18 protein-coding genes are annotated in these 15,198 nt (G+C 65.4%); 8 read left to right on the forward strand and 10 right to left on the reverse strand.

Annotated features, from left to right (window positions below):
* Positions 1-760, reverse strand: a 760-nt coding sequence (locus V5A38_RS11370; RefSeq protein WP_332325880.1) for an ATP-binding cassette domain-containing protein, incomplete at its 3' end; no start/stop codon positions are given.
* Complete coding sequence (locus tag V5A38_RS11375; RefSeq protein ID WP_332325881.1) at positions 760-1,074, reverse strand: hypothetical protein; 315 nt, start codon at positions 1,072-1,074, stop codon at positions 760-762. The genes V5A38_RS11375 and V5A38_RS11370, both read right to left, overlap by 1 nt.
* A 127-nt stretch (positions 1,075-1,201) precedes the next feature.
* Between V5A38_RS11375 and V5A38_RS11380 the strand changes: the two genes are divergently transcribed.
* Positions 1,202-1,486 carry a helix-turn-helix domain-containing protein gene (locus tag V5A38_RS11380; protein ID WP_332325897.1) on the forward strand — a complete coding sequence of 95 codons (285 nt, stop codon included), beginning with the start codon at positions 1,202-1,204 and terminating at the stop codon, positions 1,484-1,486.
* Here V5A38_RS11380 and V5A38_RS11385 read toward each other — a convergent pair whose 3' ends face one another.
* Positions 1,487-2,128, reverse strand: a complete 642-nt coding sequence (locus V5A38_RS11385; RefSeq protein ID WP_332325882.1) for a riboflavin synthase — start codon at positions 2,126-2,128, stop codon at positions 1,487-1,489.
* Positions 2,129-2,229: 101 nt separating this feature from the next.
* Between V5A38_RS11385 and V5A38_RS11390 the strand changes: the two genes are divergently transcribed.
* Positions 2,230-2,487: a hypothetical protein gene (locus V5A38_RS11390; protein ID WP_332325883.1), complete on the forward strand. Its 258-nt coding sequence runs from the start codon at positions 2,230-2,232 to the stop codon at positions 2,485-2,487.
* Between the two features lie 153 nt (positions 2,488-2,640).
* Here V5A38_RS11390 and V5A38_RS11395 read toward each other — a convergent pair whose 3' ends face one another.
* From V5A38_RS11395 to V5A38_RS11405, 3 genes are all read right to left on the reverse strand, one after another.
* Entirely contained in the window at positions 2,641-3,864 is a 1,224-nt protein-coding gene (locus V5A38_RS11395; RefSeq protein ID WP_332325884.1) for a M24 family metallopeptidase, read from the reverse strand.
* Positions 3,861-5,738: an ATP-dependent helicase gene (locus V5A38_RS11400; RefSeq protein WP_332325885.1), complete on the reverse strand. Its 1,878-nt coding sequence runs from the start codon at positions 5,736-5,738 to the stop codon at positions 3,861-3,863. The genes V5A38_RS11395 and V5A38_RS11400 overlap by 4 nt, the downstream gene beginning before the upstream one ends.
* A gap of 108 nt (positions 5,739-5,846) precedes the next feature.
* On the reverse strand, positions 5,847-6,023 hold the full coding sequence (locus V5A38_RS11405; protein ID WP_332325886.1) for an HVO_0416 family zinc finger protein: 177 nt from the start codon (positions 6,021-6,023) through the stop codon (positions 5,847-5,849).
* Between the two features lie 113 nt (positions 6,024-6,136).
* Between V5A38_RS11405 and V5A38_RS11410 the strand changes: the two genes are divergently transcribed.
* Together V5A38_RS11410 and V5A38_RS11415 are read left to right on the forward strand one after the other, a co-directional pair.
* A complete protein-coding gene (locus tag V5A38_RS11410) occupies positions 6,137-7,486 on the forward strand; it encodes an alkaline phosphatase family protein (protein WP_332325887.1) in 1,350 nt (449 codons plus the stop codon).
* Positions 7,487-7,587: 101 nt separating this feature from the next.
* Positions 7,588-8,688, forward strand: a complete 1,101-nt coding sequence (locus V5A38_RS11415; RefSeq protein WP_332325888.1) for a pyridoxal phosphate-dependent aminotransferase — start codon at positions 7,588-7,590, stop codon at positions 8,686-8,688.
* Positions 8,689-8,793: 105 nt separating this feature from the next.
* Here the strand turns inward: V5A38_RS11415 and V5A38_RS11420 are convergent, their stop codons facing one another.
* Positions 8,794-9,162 (reverse strand): Hsp20/alpha crystallin family protein, encoded by a 369-nt coding sequence (locus V5A38_RS11420; protein ID WP_332325889.1) that lies wholly within the window; start codon positions 9,160-9,162, stop codon positions 8,794-8,796.
* A gap of 242 nt (positions 9,163-9,404) precedes the next feature.
* Between V5A38_RS11420 and V5A38_RS11425 the strand changes: the two genes are divergently transcribed.
* On the forward strand, positions 9,405-9,773 hold the full coding sequence (locus V5A38_RS11425; protein WP_332325890.1) for a DUF5830 family protein: 369 nt from the start codon (positions 9,405-9,407) through the stop codon (positions 9,771-9,773).
* 245 nt (positions 9,774-10,018) lie between these two features.
* Here the strand turns inward: V5A38_RS11425 and V5A38_RS11430 are convergent, their stop codons facing one another.
* The 3 genes from V5A38_RS11430 to V5A38_RS11440 all read right to left on the reverse strand — a co-directional run bounded on the left by V5A38_RS11430 (position 10,019) and on the right by V5A38_RS11440 (position 12,356).
* Positions 10,019-10,678 carry an HVO_0476 family zinc finger protein gene (locus tag V5A38_RS11430; protein WP_332325891.1) on the reverse strand — a complete coding sequence of 220 codons (660 nt, stop codon included), beginning with the start codon at positions 10,676-10,678 and terminating at the stop codon, positions 10,019-10,021.
* Positions 10,679-10,912: 234 nt separating this feature from the next.
* Positions 10,913-11,620, reverse strand: a complete 708-nt coding sequence (locus tag V5A38_RS11435) for a helix-turn-helix domain-containing protein (RefSeq protein ID WP_332325892.1) — start codon at positions 11,618-11,620, stop codon at positions 10,913-10,915.
* Positions 11,621-11,909: 289 nt separating this feature from the next.
* Positions 11,910-12,356 (reverse strand): NYN domain-containing protein, encoded by a 447-nt coding sequence (locus V5A38_RS11440; protein WP_332325893.1) that lies wholly within the window; start codon positions 12,354-12,356, stop codon positions 11,910-11,912.
* A 161-nt stretch (positions 12,357-12,517) separates the two neighbouring features.
* Between V5A38_RS11440 and V5A38_RS11445 the strand changes: the two genes are divergently transcribed.
* From V5A38_RS11445 to V5A38_RS11455, 3 genes are all read left to right on the forward strand, one after another.
* Positions 12,518-13,414, forward strand: coding sequence for a rhomboid family intramembrane serine protease (locus tag V5A38_RS11445; protein ID WP_332325894.1), 897 nt, complete (start codon positions 12,518-12,520; stop codon positions 13,412-13,414).
* A gap of 3 nt (positions 13,415-13,417) precedes the next feature.
* Positions 13,418-14,257, forward strand: coding sequence for an endonuclease V (locus V5A38_RS11450; protein WP_332325895.1), 840 nt, complete (start codon positions 13,418-13,420; stop codon positions 14,255-14,257).
* Between the two features lie 95 nt (positions 14,258-14,352).
* Entirely contained in the window at positions 14,353-15,192 is an 840-nt protein-coding gene (locus V5A38_RS11455; RefSeq protein WP_332325896.1) for an SDR family oxidoreductase, read from the forward strand.
* Positions 15,193-15,198 lie beyond the last annotated feature (6 nt).

Below are 15,198 nucleotides of genomic sequence, written 5' to 3' on the forward strand. Positions count from 1 at the left end.
TCTCGTCGAGGAAGTAGAAGTCGGCGTCGCGGGCGAGCGTCGCCGCGAGCGCGACGCGCTGGAGCTCCCCACCGGAGATCGAGTCGATGGACTGGCCCATCACCGGCCGGATCGAGAGCTCGTCGACGAGATAGTCGAGCGCGTCCCGCTCGTTCGTCCGCTCCAGCAGCTCGCGCACGTTCCCGTCGAACTGGTCCGGAATCTTGTCGACGTACTGCGGTTTGCGTGCGACCTCCACCTCGCCGCCGAGCAGGTTGCGCAGGTAGTTCTGCAGCTCGGTGCCCTTGTAGCGGTCCAGCACCGCGTCCCAGTCGGGTTCGTCCTCGAAGTTCCCGAGGTTGGGGATCATCTCGCCGGCCAGTGCGTGGACGGCGGTTGATTTCCCGATCCCGTTCGGGCCGAGCAGCCCGGTTACCTTCCCCGCTTCCGGGGTCGGGAGCCCGTAGAGCGAGAACGCGTTCTCGCCGTAGCGGTGGACGGGGTCGCGCTCCAGCTCTGAGGGGAGGTTGATGATCTCGATCGCGTCGAAGGGACATTTCTCGACACAGATGCCGCAGCTCTCGCCCAGACAGATCTCCTCGGAGATGCGAATCTGGTCGGGCTCGCCCTCCAGGCCCCCGAGCTCCTCGGCGGCGTCGCCCCGCTTGGTGATGCACTCCTTTCCCGTCCGGTTCGGCGGGCAGAAGTTCGCACACTCGTAGTTACACCGGTCGGGCTGGCAGCGGTCCAGGTCGACGACAGCGATGCTGTCACTCGCCATCAGAGCGAGACCTCGGACGACAGGAGCACTGTGTAGGTGAGGAACCAGAGCGCGAACGTCATGAACGCGATGTAGAGGTTATCTTTCACCCCGAACTCGGACACGTCCACTCCCAGCGCCCAGAGCACCGGATACTGTGCGAGAACAAACGCCGCAACGATGATCACCGAGGTCTCGCTGGTCGCTGCAGCGGCGTCCATCCCCACCACGACCGAGGTGACGGCTGTCGCTGCGGCGCCAGCCAGACAGGCGAGGGTCGTGACGGTTACCCCGCGGAGATGGTCCGAAAATCCGCGAGAACTCTCCGTAGCCATATCCGGAGATGCGGGACGTGGCGACAAAAGGTGTTCGCTTGGCTACTGAGCCCGGTTGGCGGGGAAACATGTCCCGTGTCACAGTCCCACGAAGGTTTATGCTCATGCAGTGTTTCGAACCGTAATGATGACCGAGACAGACGAGGAGAGTCTCGACGACCTCCCACCAAGTGCTAAGCTCGTCTTCAAAGTGCTCGAGTACAACGGCCCGCTCACGCAGAAGGGGATCGTCGAGGAGTCGATGCTCTCTGCCCGGACGGTTCGCTACGCTCTCGAACGGCTGGAAGGTATCGGTGTCGTCGACGAGGACGTCTACTTCGCCGACGCTCGACAGAACCTCTACCAGCTGAATCTCCCGGAACCCGCGGCGGCCGACGGCGGCACGGAAGCCTGCTCCGGCCAGGCTGACTGACTACAGGTAGCCAGACACCATCTGTTCGACGTATTTTGCCATCACGTCGACCTCGAGATGCACCGAATCGCCGACCGACTTCTCCGAGAGCGTCGTTATCTCCCGCGTCGCCGGAATGATCGCGACCTCGAACGCGTCGTCGTGTCGCTCGGCGACGGTGAGACTGATCCCGTCGACGGCGATGGAGCCTTTGGAGACGACGTACTTCGCGAGCTCCGCCGGAAGCGAGAACGTGTAGCGCCAGTCCTCGCCGAGCTGCGCTGCCGCCTCCACAGTCGCTGTCGTATCGACGTGACCCTGGACGACGTGACCGTCGAACCGGCCGTCGGCGGGCATCGCGCGCTCGATGTTGACGCTATCGCCGACTGACAGCTCGCCGAGATACGTCTTCGCGAGGGTTTCGCTCGCGAGGAACACCTCGAACCAGCCCGGTTCCGCGTCATCGGACTGCGTCCGATTGGCAGACGAGCGTTGCTCGTCCATCTCGAACGTCTCGACAGTGAGGCAAACACCGCTGACGTTGATCGACTGGCCGTGATGGAGGTCGTCGAGGCCCGGGGCGGCGATGGTGAGTCGCCGGCCGTCCTCGTTTTCGGTTACGTCGGTCAACTCACCCGTCCGCTCGACGATGCCGGTGAACACGCGCGGAACTCGGCCGTCCCATCACAAGAGCGTTGCCACTCCCAGTTTCGTGATGGGGGTGGGCGTGAGGGTTTTCCCCGCCGCCGCGGTACGGACCAGCGATGGCGCTCGGAATCAGGCAGATGCTGGCGCTCGGGGGCAGCCTCATCTTCGCGATACCGCTGGGTATCTATGCCGTCGAGCAACTCGTCCGCGGCGAGGCCCTGCTTGGCGGGGCGGCCCTCGTCGTTGCGGGCCTGATGGTGGCGCTCCCGCAGTATCTCACCACACCCGACGACCTGCCGGGGAAGGCCGCCGACAGGGCCCTCGACCGTGTCGTCGCGGAGCCGAACGACGAGTCCGCGACGGACGAGGAGTAGCGCCGCTCAGACCTCCTCCGGCTGGCGAACAGACGGCGCCTTCTCTGCAGACATCCTCGTGAGCGGTGCGCCGTACTCCCGCCTGGCCCACCCACGGCCGGCCTCAGACCACGGCGGGGGTGGTCCCGTCCTCAGTGAAAAACTCCGGGTCGGCTAAGGCGCTTGCTGGGGCGTGAACCGAATCGGGTAGCTCGCCAGCCGCTCGTATCCCGCTTCAGTGACGGCGACGAGGTCCTCGATACGGACCCCACCGGTCTCCGGGTCGTAGACGCCCGGCTCGATCGTGACGACGTGGCCGGCCTCCAGCGGGTCGTCGCTTGTGAGCGAGGGGCTTTCGTGGAGGCTGACGCCGACCCCGTGGCCGACGCCGTGAACGAACCCCACCTCCGAGGAGTCGACGCGGAACCCGTGGGCCGCGAGTTCCGCGGCGGCCTCCTCGTGGACCGTTCCGGCGGTGACACCGGCTTCGACGCGGTCGAGCGCCATCTCGTGGGCATCCTGGACCGCGACGTACGCACGGCGCTCCCAGCCGCCTTCGCTCTCGACGACGAAGGTACGGGTCAGGTCGCCGTAGTAGCCGTGCGGGCCGCGTGGCGAGATGTCGAGCAGCACCGTCTCACCGGATGCGATGTCGTCCACGCCGGTGTAGTGGAGGTCCGCAGCTGTCTGCCCGGCGCCGATGACGGTGTTGCCGGCGCTCCGAACGCCGTGGCGGGCCATCTCGGCATCGACCGCTCGGCGAACTCGTTCTGTGGTGAGCGGTTCCCCTTCCCAGCGGAGCGTGTCGCCGTCAGGCTCAGCTGCGGCGAGTACCGCCTCCGCGCGAGCCATTCCCCGAGAGGTGACCGTCTGAACCCGGCGGAGGCAGGCGAGTTCGGCTTCGCTTTTCCGTTCCCGGGCGTCGGCGACGGCCGTCGTCGATTCTGGCTCGTAGCCAGCGCCTCTTAGATAGAGTGCGGCGTCGTGGGGGATACTCGCCGGAGTGAGCACCGTCCGGTCGGCGGCGTCGGCGCCATCAGTCAACTCATCGAGCGCGAGGGCGGCTCGGACACCCGCTGGCTCGCTCTGGTGGTCGGTTCGGACCTCCCGAACGAGGTCGTCGTCGCCGCCGAGAAACTCACGGGCTGCCTGTTCGGCGAACAGTGTGGGCGCGGTCAACACCGCGTGCTCGGGCGTGACGGTGATAGCGTACGCGCGGTCCGGCCCGCCGAACCGCGAGAGATAGCGCAGGTCGTCGTCGAACCGGTCGCCGACGGCGACGAAGCCCGCGGCGCCACGCGATTCGACCGCTGCCGCGATCGCCGAGAGGTCAGTTGGGGGTGGGGCAGGGAGCGCGGTGTCGACTGTCGGTGCGCCAGGAGCCACTCCTGGGCTCATGGCTCCGGCTCGGGAGCGTCCAGCTCGGCCTGCACCGTCTCGATATGCTCCACTGGCGTCCCGTCACGAAGTTCGTTGAACAGGAGTACGCTGACAGGCAGTGTCGGCGCACCGGAGACGAGGTTCTCCAGCAGCACCAGGCGCTCGCGCGCCCGGGACATCCCCACGTAGAACACCCGGCGCTCGTTGTCGGTGAGCACGGGTACCGGGTCTGTCGTCTTGCTGAACTCCTCCTCGCCCGGCGTCTCGATCCCCTGTTGGGCGGCCTGGGCGGCCATCTGCTCGACGACTTTCTCCGTCAGGTCGGTCGCGACGAACACGTGGTCGGCCTCACGCCCCTTCGAGGAGTGGATGGTACCGACCCTGATGCGGTCGGGGTCCATCCCCTGATACTCCCCGTCGAAGTAGGCGGCTATCGATTTGCGCTGGAAGGACGTGATCTTCCGCGCCATATCGGCGGCGCTGTCGGGGTCGGGCATGAACGGAACCGTCTCGTCGACGGCATCGGGTGCGATGGGGATGGCCGCGAGGTCGTCCTCGGCGGAGCTCTCCTCCACGTCGTCGATAAGGTCGTAGAGATCCTCCCGGTCGCCGCCGCCGAACGCCGACTCCTGGAGGATATCGGCGAGACGCCGAGCCTGGAGCGCGGTCATGCGCTCGCCGGCGTCGATCGCCTCGATGGCCCGGACGTAGTCGGTGAGCCGGTCAGTCCAGAGGCGCTGGTCGGTGAGCGAGGAGAAGGGCATCCCCTCGTCGATGAACTCGTCGACGAAGTCGAACATCTGGTAGCGCGCGCGGAACAGCAGCATGATACTCCCCTCGCCCTCCTCCTCGTCGTCGTGGGCGGCCTCCTCGATGGTGTGACGGACGTTCCGAACGAGGTCGAGCATCGACGGCGATTCGGCGGCCTCGACGCTGCCGCCCTCCATCCGAGGCCGGAGGTCCTTCTCCTGGCGCTTCTCGATGTGGCGAATCTCCTTGTTCACCACGTTGAGTACGCGGGACGGGAGCCGGTAGGAGTTGGGCAACACGACGTCCTCGTCGACATCCTCGTCGAGCAGCAGGTCCGGGTCGGCGCCCTGCCAGGCGTAGACGACCTGGTCGTCGTCACCGGCGATGAGCGCCTTCTCCAGGTGGGGTTTCCACTCCTCGTACACCCGGGACTGGAGCATCGTGATGTCCTGAAACTCGTCGATGATAAGGTAGTCCACGGTTGGCTGCAGCGAACGCTGGGCGACCCGTTCGAGCATATCGGCGAAGCCGACGATACCCTGTTCGCCCTTGTAGGTGCGCCAGCCCCGAATCGCTTCGGGGATGTCGAGGCGGTCGTCATCGGAAGACCACGTCGGCGTGTACTTGTTCCCCTCCTGTGCGTTGGGGTCGATATCCGGCGGGAGTCGGACCTCCTCGACGTTCCACTGGAAGGGAACGTCGTACCAGTCGGCGACATCGCGGTCCGTTCGCTGGAGCCACTGTGAGGTGGCGATAACCTTGTTGCCGAGCGTCGTCGACCGGGCGGTGCGCCGACCGGCGCCGGATTTCTCGTCCTCGTATTCGATGCCGAACTCCTCACAGAACTCCTCCTTCTCGGACTCCCCGACGACGTCACCCCGGGAGAGGTCGAGCAACTCGTAGGCTTTCGCGTGCATCGTGGAGACGTTGCCCTGCAACGCCCGCGGTGTCGTGTCGATTCGTTCGGCCAGCCGTTCACGGATCTCTGCGGCCGCCGCTCGCGTGTAGGAGACGACCAGGATATCCCGAACGGTGATGTCGGGGTCCTCCAGCAGTTCCTCCACGCGGTCAAGAAGGGCCGTCGTCTTCCCGCTGCCGGGGCCCCCGAACAGTCGGGTGACGTGGGCGTCCGTCTTGGTCATTACCGGTCACAGGGGCCGGTCGCTCATAAGCAAGGTGGGTTCGGGAGACGTCACTTGGACAGCTGGTCGATTAAAACAGGCCGTTCGTCGAAGGTCCGTCGGTCGTGTCTACGGCCGCCATCCGCAGACAGAACACTCCGTCGCTGCGTTCTCGTGAAGACCGCCACAGTCTGGACATTGCTTCTTGTTATACGACTCTTCCCAGCTGGGCTCCTCTGTCGCGTGACCCCGGTTTTCCAGGAATTCGTCGAACAGTTCGTCCGTGGAGTGCTCTGCCGTCGCCATACATGGTGTGCTATGACGTACCAATACGTAAGTCTTCTGGCCGGCTGAGTGGGGGTTCTCTCCGCGCTACCCGTAGAGGGAAGCTTCTTAAGGTGTTCGACGGTATTCGGGGTATGGGACTGTTCGACCGACTCCGGGGCGGAAGCGCCCCACGAGTCGTTTTCCTCGGTATCGATGGCGTTCCGTTCAGCCTGCTCGACGACCACCCCGATGACTTTCCGAACTTCGCGACCCTGGCCGAGGAGGGGAGCGCCGGGGAGATCGACAGCATCGTCCCCCCCGAGTCGAGCGCGTGCTGGCCCTCCCTCACGACCGGTGTCAACCCCGGAGAAACAGGAGTTTACGGCTTCCAGGACCGCGAAATCGGCACCTACGAGACCTACGTTCCGATGGGCCGTGACGTGCAGGCGACCCGGCTCTGGGATCGCGTCGCCAACGACGGCCGCGACGCGACGGTGATGAACGTCCCCGTGACGTTCCCGCCACAGCGCAACGTCCAGCGGATGGTCTCGGGCTTCCTCTCCCCGAGCGTCGAGAAGGCCGCCTACCCCGACGAGCTGCGAGAGTATCTGGAGTCCATCGACTACCAGATCGACGCTGACGTGAAACAGGGCCACCAGGAGGACAAATCGCCGTTCATGACCGACGCCCACACGACGATGGAGAAACGCTACGAGGCGTTCACCAATTACCTGGAGCAGGACGACTGGGACCTCTTTTTCGGCGTGTTCATGACCACCGACCGGGTGAACCATTTCCTCTTCGAGGACTACCTCCGTGACGGCCCGAACAAGGAGGCGTTCATGGAGTTCTACCGCAGCCTCGACGAGTATATCGGCAAGATCCGCGAGTCGCTGCCCGACGACGTGACGCTCGTCGTCGCCTCCGACCACGGATTCACGGCGCTGGATTACGAGGTCCATTTCAACGCCTGGCTCGAGGAGGAGGGCTGGCTCTCCTTCGAGGAGGACGGTCACGAGGAGCTCGGTGACATCGCCGACGACACGACCGCCTACTCGCTTATCCCCGGCCGGTTCTACGTGAACCTCGAGGACCGCGAGCCCCGGGGGAGCGTCCCGGAGGACGAGTACGAGACGGTCCGGAACGAACTCAAAGCCGAACTGGAGGCGCTGGAAGGGCCGGACGGAAACAAGGTCTGTGCCCGCGTCGTCGAGAAGGAGGCGGCGTTCCGGGGCGACCACGACGACATCGCGCCGGACCTCGTCGCCATCCCCAACGACGGCTTCGACCTGAAAGCTGGCTTCACGGGCCACCAGAACGTGTTCACCGACGGCCCCCGGAACGGGATGCACACGTTCGACAACGCCTCACTGTTCATCGACACGCCGGACGCGAACATCGACGACTGCGACCTGCTCGACATCGCGCCGACGGTCCTGGACCTGATGGAACTGGAGTTCACCCGTACGGAGTTCGACGGCGCGAGCCTGGTTCGGAGCTAGCGCTCGGTCGCCCTCGGTTTTCTCGCTCGCCATCCGGACGACCACCGGCGAACCACGCCACTACCCGAAAGCGGCATACTCTACGAGCCACATCAGCGGGTATGGAATACGAAGAGCCGAAGTTCTTCCACGTGATGGCCTCCGTCGCCGAGGCTGACCGTGACGTCGTGGACATGGTGAGCGGCAACCCCGACTGGGAGCCGCCTCAGGCGTTGCGTGATGGCCTCGCGGAGTACGCCGAGTTCGACAGCGACCGTTTCCAGTACCCGCCAAGCGACGGAACCGCCGAACTGAAAGCCGAGATCGGGCGACGGCGGAACGTGGATCCGAACCGCATCGTCGTGACCAACGGAACCGGCGAAGCCAACTACCTCGGGATGGGCGCCGCGCTCGAACGTGATGCCGGCGACGAGGTGGTGCTGAGCGACCCGGTCTACCCCTACTATCCAGGCAAAGCCAGAATGCTCGGCGGCGACCCCACGTTCGTCCCGGCGAACCGCGATGGCAGCCTCGACGTCGACGCCTATCGCGAGACGATTTCCGCAGCAACCGCACTCGTGGTGCTGACGACGCCGAATAATCCAACCGGTGCGGTCTACGACCTCGACAAGGTCCGGGAGATCGTCGAACTCTGCGAGGCCACCGACGCAGTGGTGCTGGTCGACGAGGTGTACGACCATTTCGACCTCTCGGGGGAGTTCGAGTCGGCGCTCACGATCGACTCCGAGCACTGCGTCGTCACTTCCGGGTTCTCCAAGTCCCTCGCCGTTACCGGGTTCCGTGTCGGCTACGGGGTGTTCCCCGAACAGTTCGTCAGGCAGGCGAAAGCCCGCCACATGCTGGTCAACGTCGCCACCACCGGACCGGGTCAGTACGCCGTTCTCCAGGGGCTCCGGGGCGCCGACGCTGCCTACTACGAGGCCGTGCGAGAGCTCATCCGCGAGCGGGTGGACAGCTTTACTGACGCGCTGGACGCCGCGGGCGCGGAGTACACCCGGCCCGACGGCGCCTTCTATATCATGGCGAAGTTCGACGGCTTCCCCGGAACGATGGCGAACGTCGAACGCCTCATCGACGAGGCAGGCGTCGCGGGCATGCCCGGAGACGGGTTCGGGAACGCCTACGAGGACTGGCTTCGCTTCGCGCTGGTTACACCCCGCGTCGAAGAGGCTGCCAACCGGCTGGTCGAGTTCTTCGAGTAGGCGACCCTCGCACGGCTATTCCGCGGTGGATAAACCGTATTCTGGGATACAAAATCCACGACGAACTCTCGAAAAATCGGACAGTGGGCAGTGACGGGGCTGGAATCAGCCCTTGATTTCGATCTCCGTGCCGGAAACGGTCGCTCCCGCCTGCACCGGCAGACGGATCTCGAGGATGCCGTTGGTGTATTCGGCTTCGATCGCGTCGTCGTCGACGTCCTTCGGGAAGCGGAACCGACGGTGGTAGGTTCGACGACGGCCCCGCTGGTCGTCCTCGTGTTCTGCGGCGACGTTAAGCACGCCCGCCTCCCAGGAGACCGTGATCTCCCCGGGGTCGAAGCCGGGCATCTCGACGCTGAGGACGAACTCGTCGTCCTCTTCGTACAGTTCGTAGTCGTTGCCACTGGTTTCGAGCAGGCGGCTCGGCAGGTCGAGCCCCTGCATCCACGAACTGGTTGTGTTCGGCAGCGCCATTGTCGATCACCTCGAGTCCAGTTGGTAGTTGTTCACGGTTCGTCATGAATATTGTGGATAGTTGCGGTAGTATCGTTTCTAATTGAAGATAATAATTTTACCGAAATAGCGAGCCCTCTCGGGATTATTTTGTGATGAATTACCACACCATGTTGGTTGGTACCATATATACAGTGCGGAGGGAAGGTGATACCCCAGGACTCTCACAACGCTCAAGCCGGACCGCTCCCAACCCGCGGGCCGTGTCCGATTCCCGCGAGGCGAAGAAGGAACTCGGCCTGGAACTGCTCGCCCATCTCGAGGACGAGAACCTGAGCCTCGCCGAGACCATCGACCGACTCGAAGCCGTGACGACCAGCCCATCGCTCACCCGCGAAATCCTCGACGGCGCCGAAAAGCGGGGCCTCATCGAGCGCGAGGACGGGCGCATCCGGACGCGCACGGGCGGGACATTCGTCCGGTTCGAGCGCCAGGTCGTCCAGAAGGACGGGGCGTTCGACTGCCGTCGCTGCGGCGCGAGCATCGCAACCGGGCATTTCGTCCAGTTCGAGGCTGGGGAGTTGGGGCCCTTTGGTCCCGCCTGTGTGCGGAAGGTTCTGGGCCGGGACTGAGAGGAGAGCGAGAGCAGGTAGCCACCGACGCCGATGCGGCCGCTACCACGACCGAGGTCCAACAGGTGGCCCGCGCCGGTGAGGACGAATCGCTCTCGGAGGTGATCGACCGCCCGAGAATCGTACTCCGGGCAGTAGATGGTCCACTGTGGAGCAGTGCCCCAGAACCGGGCGGCGGGGTCCTCGGCGTCGTGGCTCATCGGATTCGAATCGGAGAAATTGGCGGCACAAAGCGGTTCGGTCCCTTACCAGGCCGACCAGGCGCTGGTCGTCGTGTCGCGGCCGAAGACGCGCTTGATGTCCTTGGCGAACCCGGTATCGCCCACATGGTCGAGTTTCTTGTGGCGGTAGTCGTCGGCCACCTCGTCACGGAGCTGGATGCTGTCGACCTCGAAGGAGTCATCGCCGAACTCACAGGTCTCGCCGACAGTGAACTCGTAGTCGCCGGGAAGGAACGCCTTGATGCTGCGGGATTGCTCGTGGCGGCCGTCACCCTCCTTCGGGTGGATCGTGACGTTGACGCCGACGTTGTCGACGACCCGGCTCCAGACCGTCTCGACCTCGCGCATCTCGGCGCTCTCGGTGCGGCGCTCGGGACCGAGTTCGAGATCCGTGACACGGACCTGCTGGATCGCCTCCGCCGTCTCGACGACGAACTCGTCGCCGGCCTCGATCTCCTCGTCAGCGACGGCGGTGAGTGTGGCCTTGTCGGAATCGCCGTCCTGGGAGACCACGACGTCGACGGTCACCTCCTCGGGCGCCTCGATCTTCTCCTTGTGGACGTGGCCGCACTCTGTACAACGGACGGTCGTCTGGCCGCCGGGCTTGAGAACCTCGTGAACGGTCCCCTCCTCGGGCGAGCAGGAGGGACACGGCAGCGGCACGCGCTCGGAACGCTGGCTCATGTCTCGAAAGTGACGCTGTGGCCGTTTAAACCCCTGTTTCCGCGTTCCTGCGTGTCACGGGCTGGCTCGGCGGCGGTCTTGGCCTGCACGACGGAGTGATGCCCCCTCCCGAGGGAGGCAGGCTCATAGTGATTACTGCGAGTCTGTCCCGCCGTGACCATCCGTGTCGGTAATGGGAGCCCCTGAACCGGCGTCGTTCGACACCGTCGATGAACCTATTCGCAGTAATCACTATCAGGGTAGTTTCCGGAGATCCACTAACAGGTCGGCCAGATTCTTCGTGGAGGCCGCCAGCGAGAAGCCGTCCCGGCGGGCCAGTGTAGGCGCGTGCTCCCAGATGCTCCGCGGTTCGATCCCGTGGAGGACAACGGCGTTCGGTGTCGGCGTCAGCACCCGCAACGCGACCAGCGGCGATTCCCCACGCGTCACCTCGGTGAACACCAGCGCGCGGTCAGTGCTCTCGCCGTAGAGCCGGTAGAACTCCTCGCTGGAGAGCCGGGTGATCGCTTCGATGCTGTCGATGACGGTGTGACCGTTGACGTGGTCGGCATCGCCCGCCGCCATCTCGGTCGCGCCGGCGGCGTCGTAGAAGCGCTCGAGCGGGACCGCCCGGCTGTACTCCCGAAGGTCGAGCACGATATCGCTCTCGAACCCTGCGGAGACGACGCGGGCGTACTGGCGGATGTGGGCGCCGCCCCGGCCGGCGTCGATGGCCAGTAACGCCTCCACGAACCGCCTGACAACGGCGATTCCGGGGTTCTCCCGGCGCCCGCTCTCGTAATCGGAGACGACCGAGGAGGAGACGTCCACCTCCTCGGCCAGCAAGGTTTGGGAGACGTCGAAGTCGGTGCGCCACTTCCGGAGGGTCGCGCCGGCATCGTCCGAGAGGACGACTTCGCCAGCGATGCGGCGAGCGAGACGGCGCTGGGCGCTCTCGGTCATGCATTCTGGTGTGTGGGCGGGTGAGAAAGGGGTGTCGGAACTGGACACTTTACGAGAACTGCGGTGGCACAAAGTGTGAGCGGGCCGAGCGCGAAGCTCTCGCTGGCCGTGCGCGAGCGAGCGCGTGGGTAAGAGCGGAGCGAGCGAATCGGTTGGGGAGGTGGGCGGTGCGTTCGGGCGGGACTGGAAGGACCAGGGGCTTTCACGGTGGTGCTGACCACGTATTCGGCCATTCTCTCTGGGTACACAGAGCCATCCCGGACAGAACCACCAACTCACAGGATCCAAACTACTCCCCTAACGTAACACTCTCGTCGGCAGTTTTCCGCAACGCATCGGACCGACCGTAACTCCCAGGCGCGATCGCCAGCGTCCGAACCCCCTCCCGGCCGGCCAGCTCGAAGCTCGGCTTGAAGTCGGTATCGCGGGAGGCGATCGCGACAGTCCCAACGCGGTTGCGCAGCACGAACTCCGCCACGTCGACGGCGAGTTTCACGTCGACGTCGCCGCTGGTGGTGATGATCTCGTAGCCGCGAGCCTCGCCGGCGCGCACGAGCGCCGGCGGCGCGTCTTCGTTGAGGTAGAGCCGGGCGGCGACGACCCGACCCGAGGCGGCGGCGGCGGCACGCACGTCGTCCAGGTCCACGTCGAACTCCTCGCGTAACACGTTCGGCCCGTCGACGAACAGCGCGACCCCCTCGCGCCGGTTGCCGAGCAGCCGCCGGAGGAACTCCATGCCGGTGGCAGTAGGCCGCCCGGTTTAGCGGTTCCGTCATCTCGCGGCAGGCGCGACGGCGCATCGAACGGTGCGGAGCCGACACGGACCCGACAGCCGCTCCCGACGAGTACAACCTCAGAGCCCCAGACCTATTAGCGGGCGCCGTTTAGCGAGCAGTAATGGCGACCTGTGACGAGTGTGGCGAGTTCGAGAACTTGCCCTACCAGTGTCGGCGCTGCGGGCAGACGTTCTGTTCCGAACACCGCCTTCCCGAGAATCACGACTGCCCGGGGCTCAGCGAGTGGAACGACCCCGAAGGCGTGTTCGCGACGAGCGGGCCAACGACCAGCGGCGGCCAGACCACCCAGCGAAGCCGGACAGACGCGGTGAGTAGCCGCGGGCGGACGATCTGGCGGCGCTACTTCCAGGGGAACGCGACCTACATCTTCCTCGGCCTGATGTGGATCACCTTCGCGCTGCAGTTCACCGCCTCGGTTGTGTTCTCCCAGACGCTGATGCGTGACCTGTTCGTGCTCACGCCGATGCATCCGGAGTACGTCTGGACCTGGATCACCTCCATCTTCGCCCACGGCGGCTTCACCCACATCGCGGTGAACAGCATCGGGCTCTACTTCTTCGGCCCGCCCGTCGAGCGCCGGCTGGGCTCGAAACGCTACGCCGTGCTGTTCCTGGTTTCGGGCGCCATCGCGGGGCTGGCCCAGATCGGTGTCAGCATCGCGATGGGCCAGCTCATCGGCGGCGTCGTCGGCGCCAGCGGCGCGCTACTGGCGATTATGGGTGTCCTGACGGTTCTCAACCCGGGGCTTCGGGTGTATCTCTACTTCTTCATTCCGATGCCGCTCTGGGTGCTGACCTTCGGCTTCGCCGCGCTCAGCGTGCTCCAGGGGTTCGGTCAGGTCGGGGGTGGCGGCGGTGTCGCCCACTGGGCCCACCTCGCGGGGATGGCAATCGGGCTCGCCTACGGCGCCCACATCAAAGGTGAGACACGCGCGCCAGAACAGCTCCAGCTCGGCGGCGGACGAGGCGGTGGCGGCCGCGGCGGCGGACGCTTCTGACCTGTGACCCCCGTTCATCCCGAGTTCCTACCTGACGCCACACTCTCCCGCGAGGCGATGGCGGAGCTCCAGCGTAATATCGCTGACATCGCGCGCTTCGAGGACGACCTGGGGTTCGAACCCGACGATATCGCCGTCGAGGCTCCCGTCGACGAAACGCCAGCTGAATCCCGCGGGTCCACAGCAACGACACTCGATAACCACAGTGAGTCTCCACAGGCAGATGCCCCCGAAGCAGACGCACCGCTCGTCGTCGGCGTCGACCAGGCGTTCCTCGAGGAGCGCGCGGTGTCGGCGCTGGTCGCGATACAGGACGGCGAGGTTGTCGAACGGGCACACGCGGTCACCGACCTCGAGATTCCCTACACTCCCGGGCTGCTGGCGTTCCGGGAGGGTGGCCCGATTCTCGCGGCGTTCGAGGACCTCGCTGTCGAGCCTGACCTCGCGGTGTTCGACGGCTCCGGCCGCATCCATTTCCGGCAGGCTGGCATCGCGACCCACGTTGGCGTCGTGCTCGATCTGCCGAGCATCGGCGTCGCCAAGAGCCTGCTCTGTGGCGAGCCTGACGAATCAATCGACGGCCGCCCCGAGGGCTGGTCGACACCGATACGGGCAGACAACCGGGTCGAGGCGCCCGAGAGAACGGTGCTGGGCCACGCTTACCAGTCCCGCCAGTGGGAGCGCGCGCAGAGTATCAACCCGCTCTACATCTCACCGGGCCACCGTGTGAGCGCGGAGACGACCGTCGACCTCGTCGACGCGCTCTGTGCAGGCTACAAACTGCCAGAGCCAACGCGTCTCGCCGACGGCGACGCCGACGAACTGAAAGCGCAGTATCGGTAGGCCGGTCGGGCCGACCGGAGGTGGGCGACGGGTTGGCGGACGACTCCTGTCCGGCTTTGCCTACACTTAACCATGCCCCGATGCTGCGTCCCTGTATGCGACCGGAGACGGTTCTGATCACTGGCTGCTCGTCGGGTATCGGCCGCGCGTCGGCGGAGGCGTTTCTCGCAGACGGCTGGCAGGTGTACGCCACCGCGCGGGAGCCTGACGATATCGCCGAACTTGCGAAACACGAGCACTGCACGACTGACACGCTCGACGTGACCGAGCAGAGCGACATCCGGAACGTCGTCAACCGGATCATCCGCACGGAGGACCGCATCGACTGCCTGGTGAACAATGCGGGTTACGCCCAGTTCGGCCCGACCGAGGAAGTCCCTGTCGAGAAGGTTCACGAGCAGTTCGACGTCAACGTTTACGGCCCACACCGGGTCACCCGCGCGGTGCTCCCACATATGCGGGAGGCCGGTGAGGGGACAATCATCAATCTCTCCTCCGTCGCTGGCCGGCTCTCGTTCCCCGGCGGCGGCGCCTACTGCGGCTCGAAGTTCGCCATAGAAGCGATGACTGACGCGCTCAGACAGGAGGTCGACGGGCTCGGCATCGACGCCGTCCTCATCGAACCCGGTCCGGTCCAGACTAATTTCAGCGAGCGTGCGAGTGAACAGGCCGCCGAGGAGAGCGGCCTGGAGCGCACCGGCGCCTACGACTGGTTCTGGAAAGTCTTCGAGGACAGCGAGGCCATCGGCGGCGACGGCCCCGGCTCGGTGGCGCCCGAACGCGTAGCGACGGATATCGTCGACGCTGCGAACCTCACCGACCCGCCCGCGCGGATGCCGGTCGGCACCATCGCACAGCTCAGTGTGAAAGCGCGCTTCCTGCCCGACCGGCTCCGAGACGCCGCGATGCGGTTCATTCGGAATCGGGTCGCCTGATAGTGA

This window comes from Halolamina sp. (assembly GCF_036626355.1).
In the GTDB taxonomy this organism is placed as follows: Archaea; Halobacteriota; Halobacteria; order Halobacteriales; family Haloferacaceae; genus Halolamina.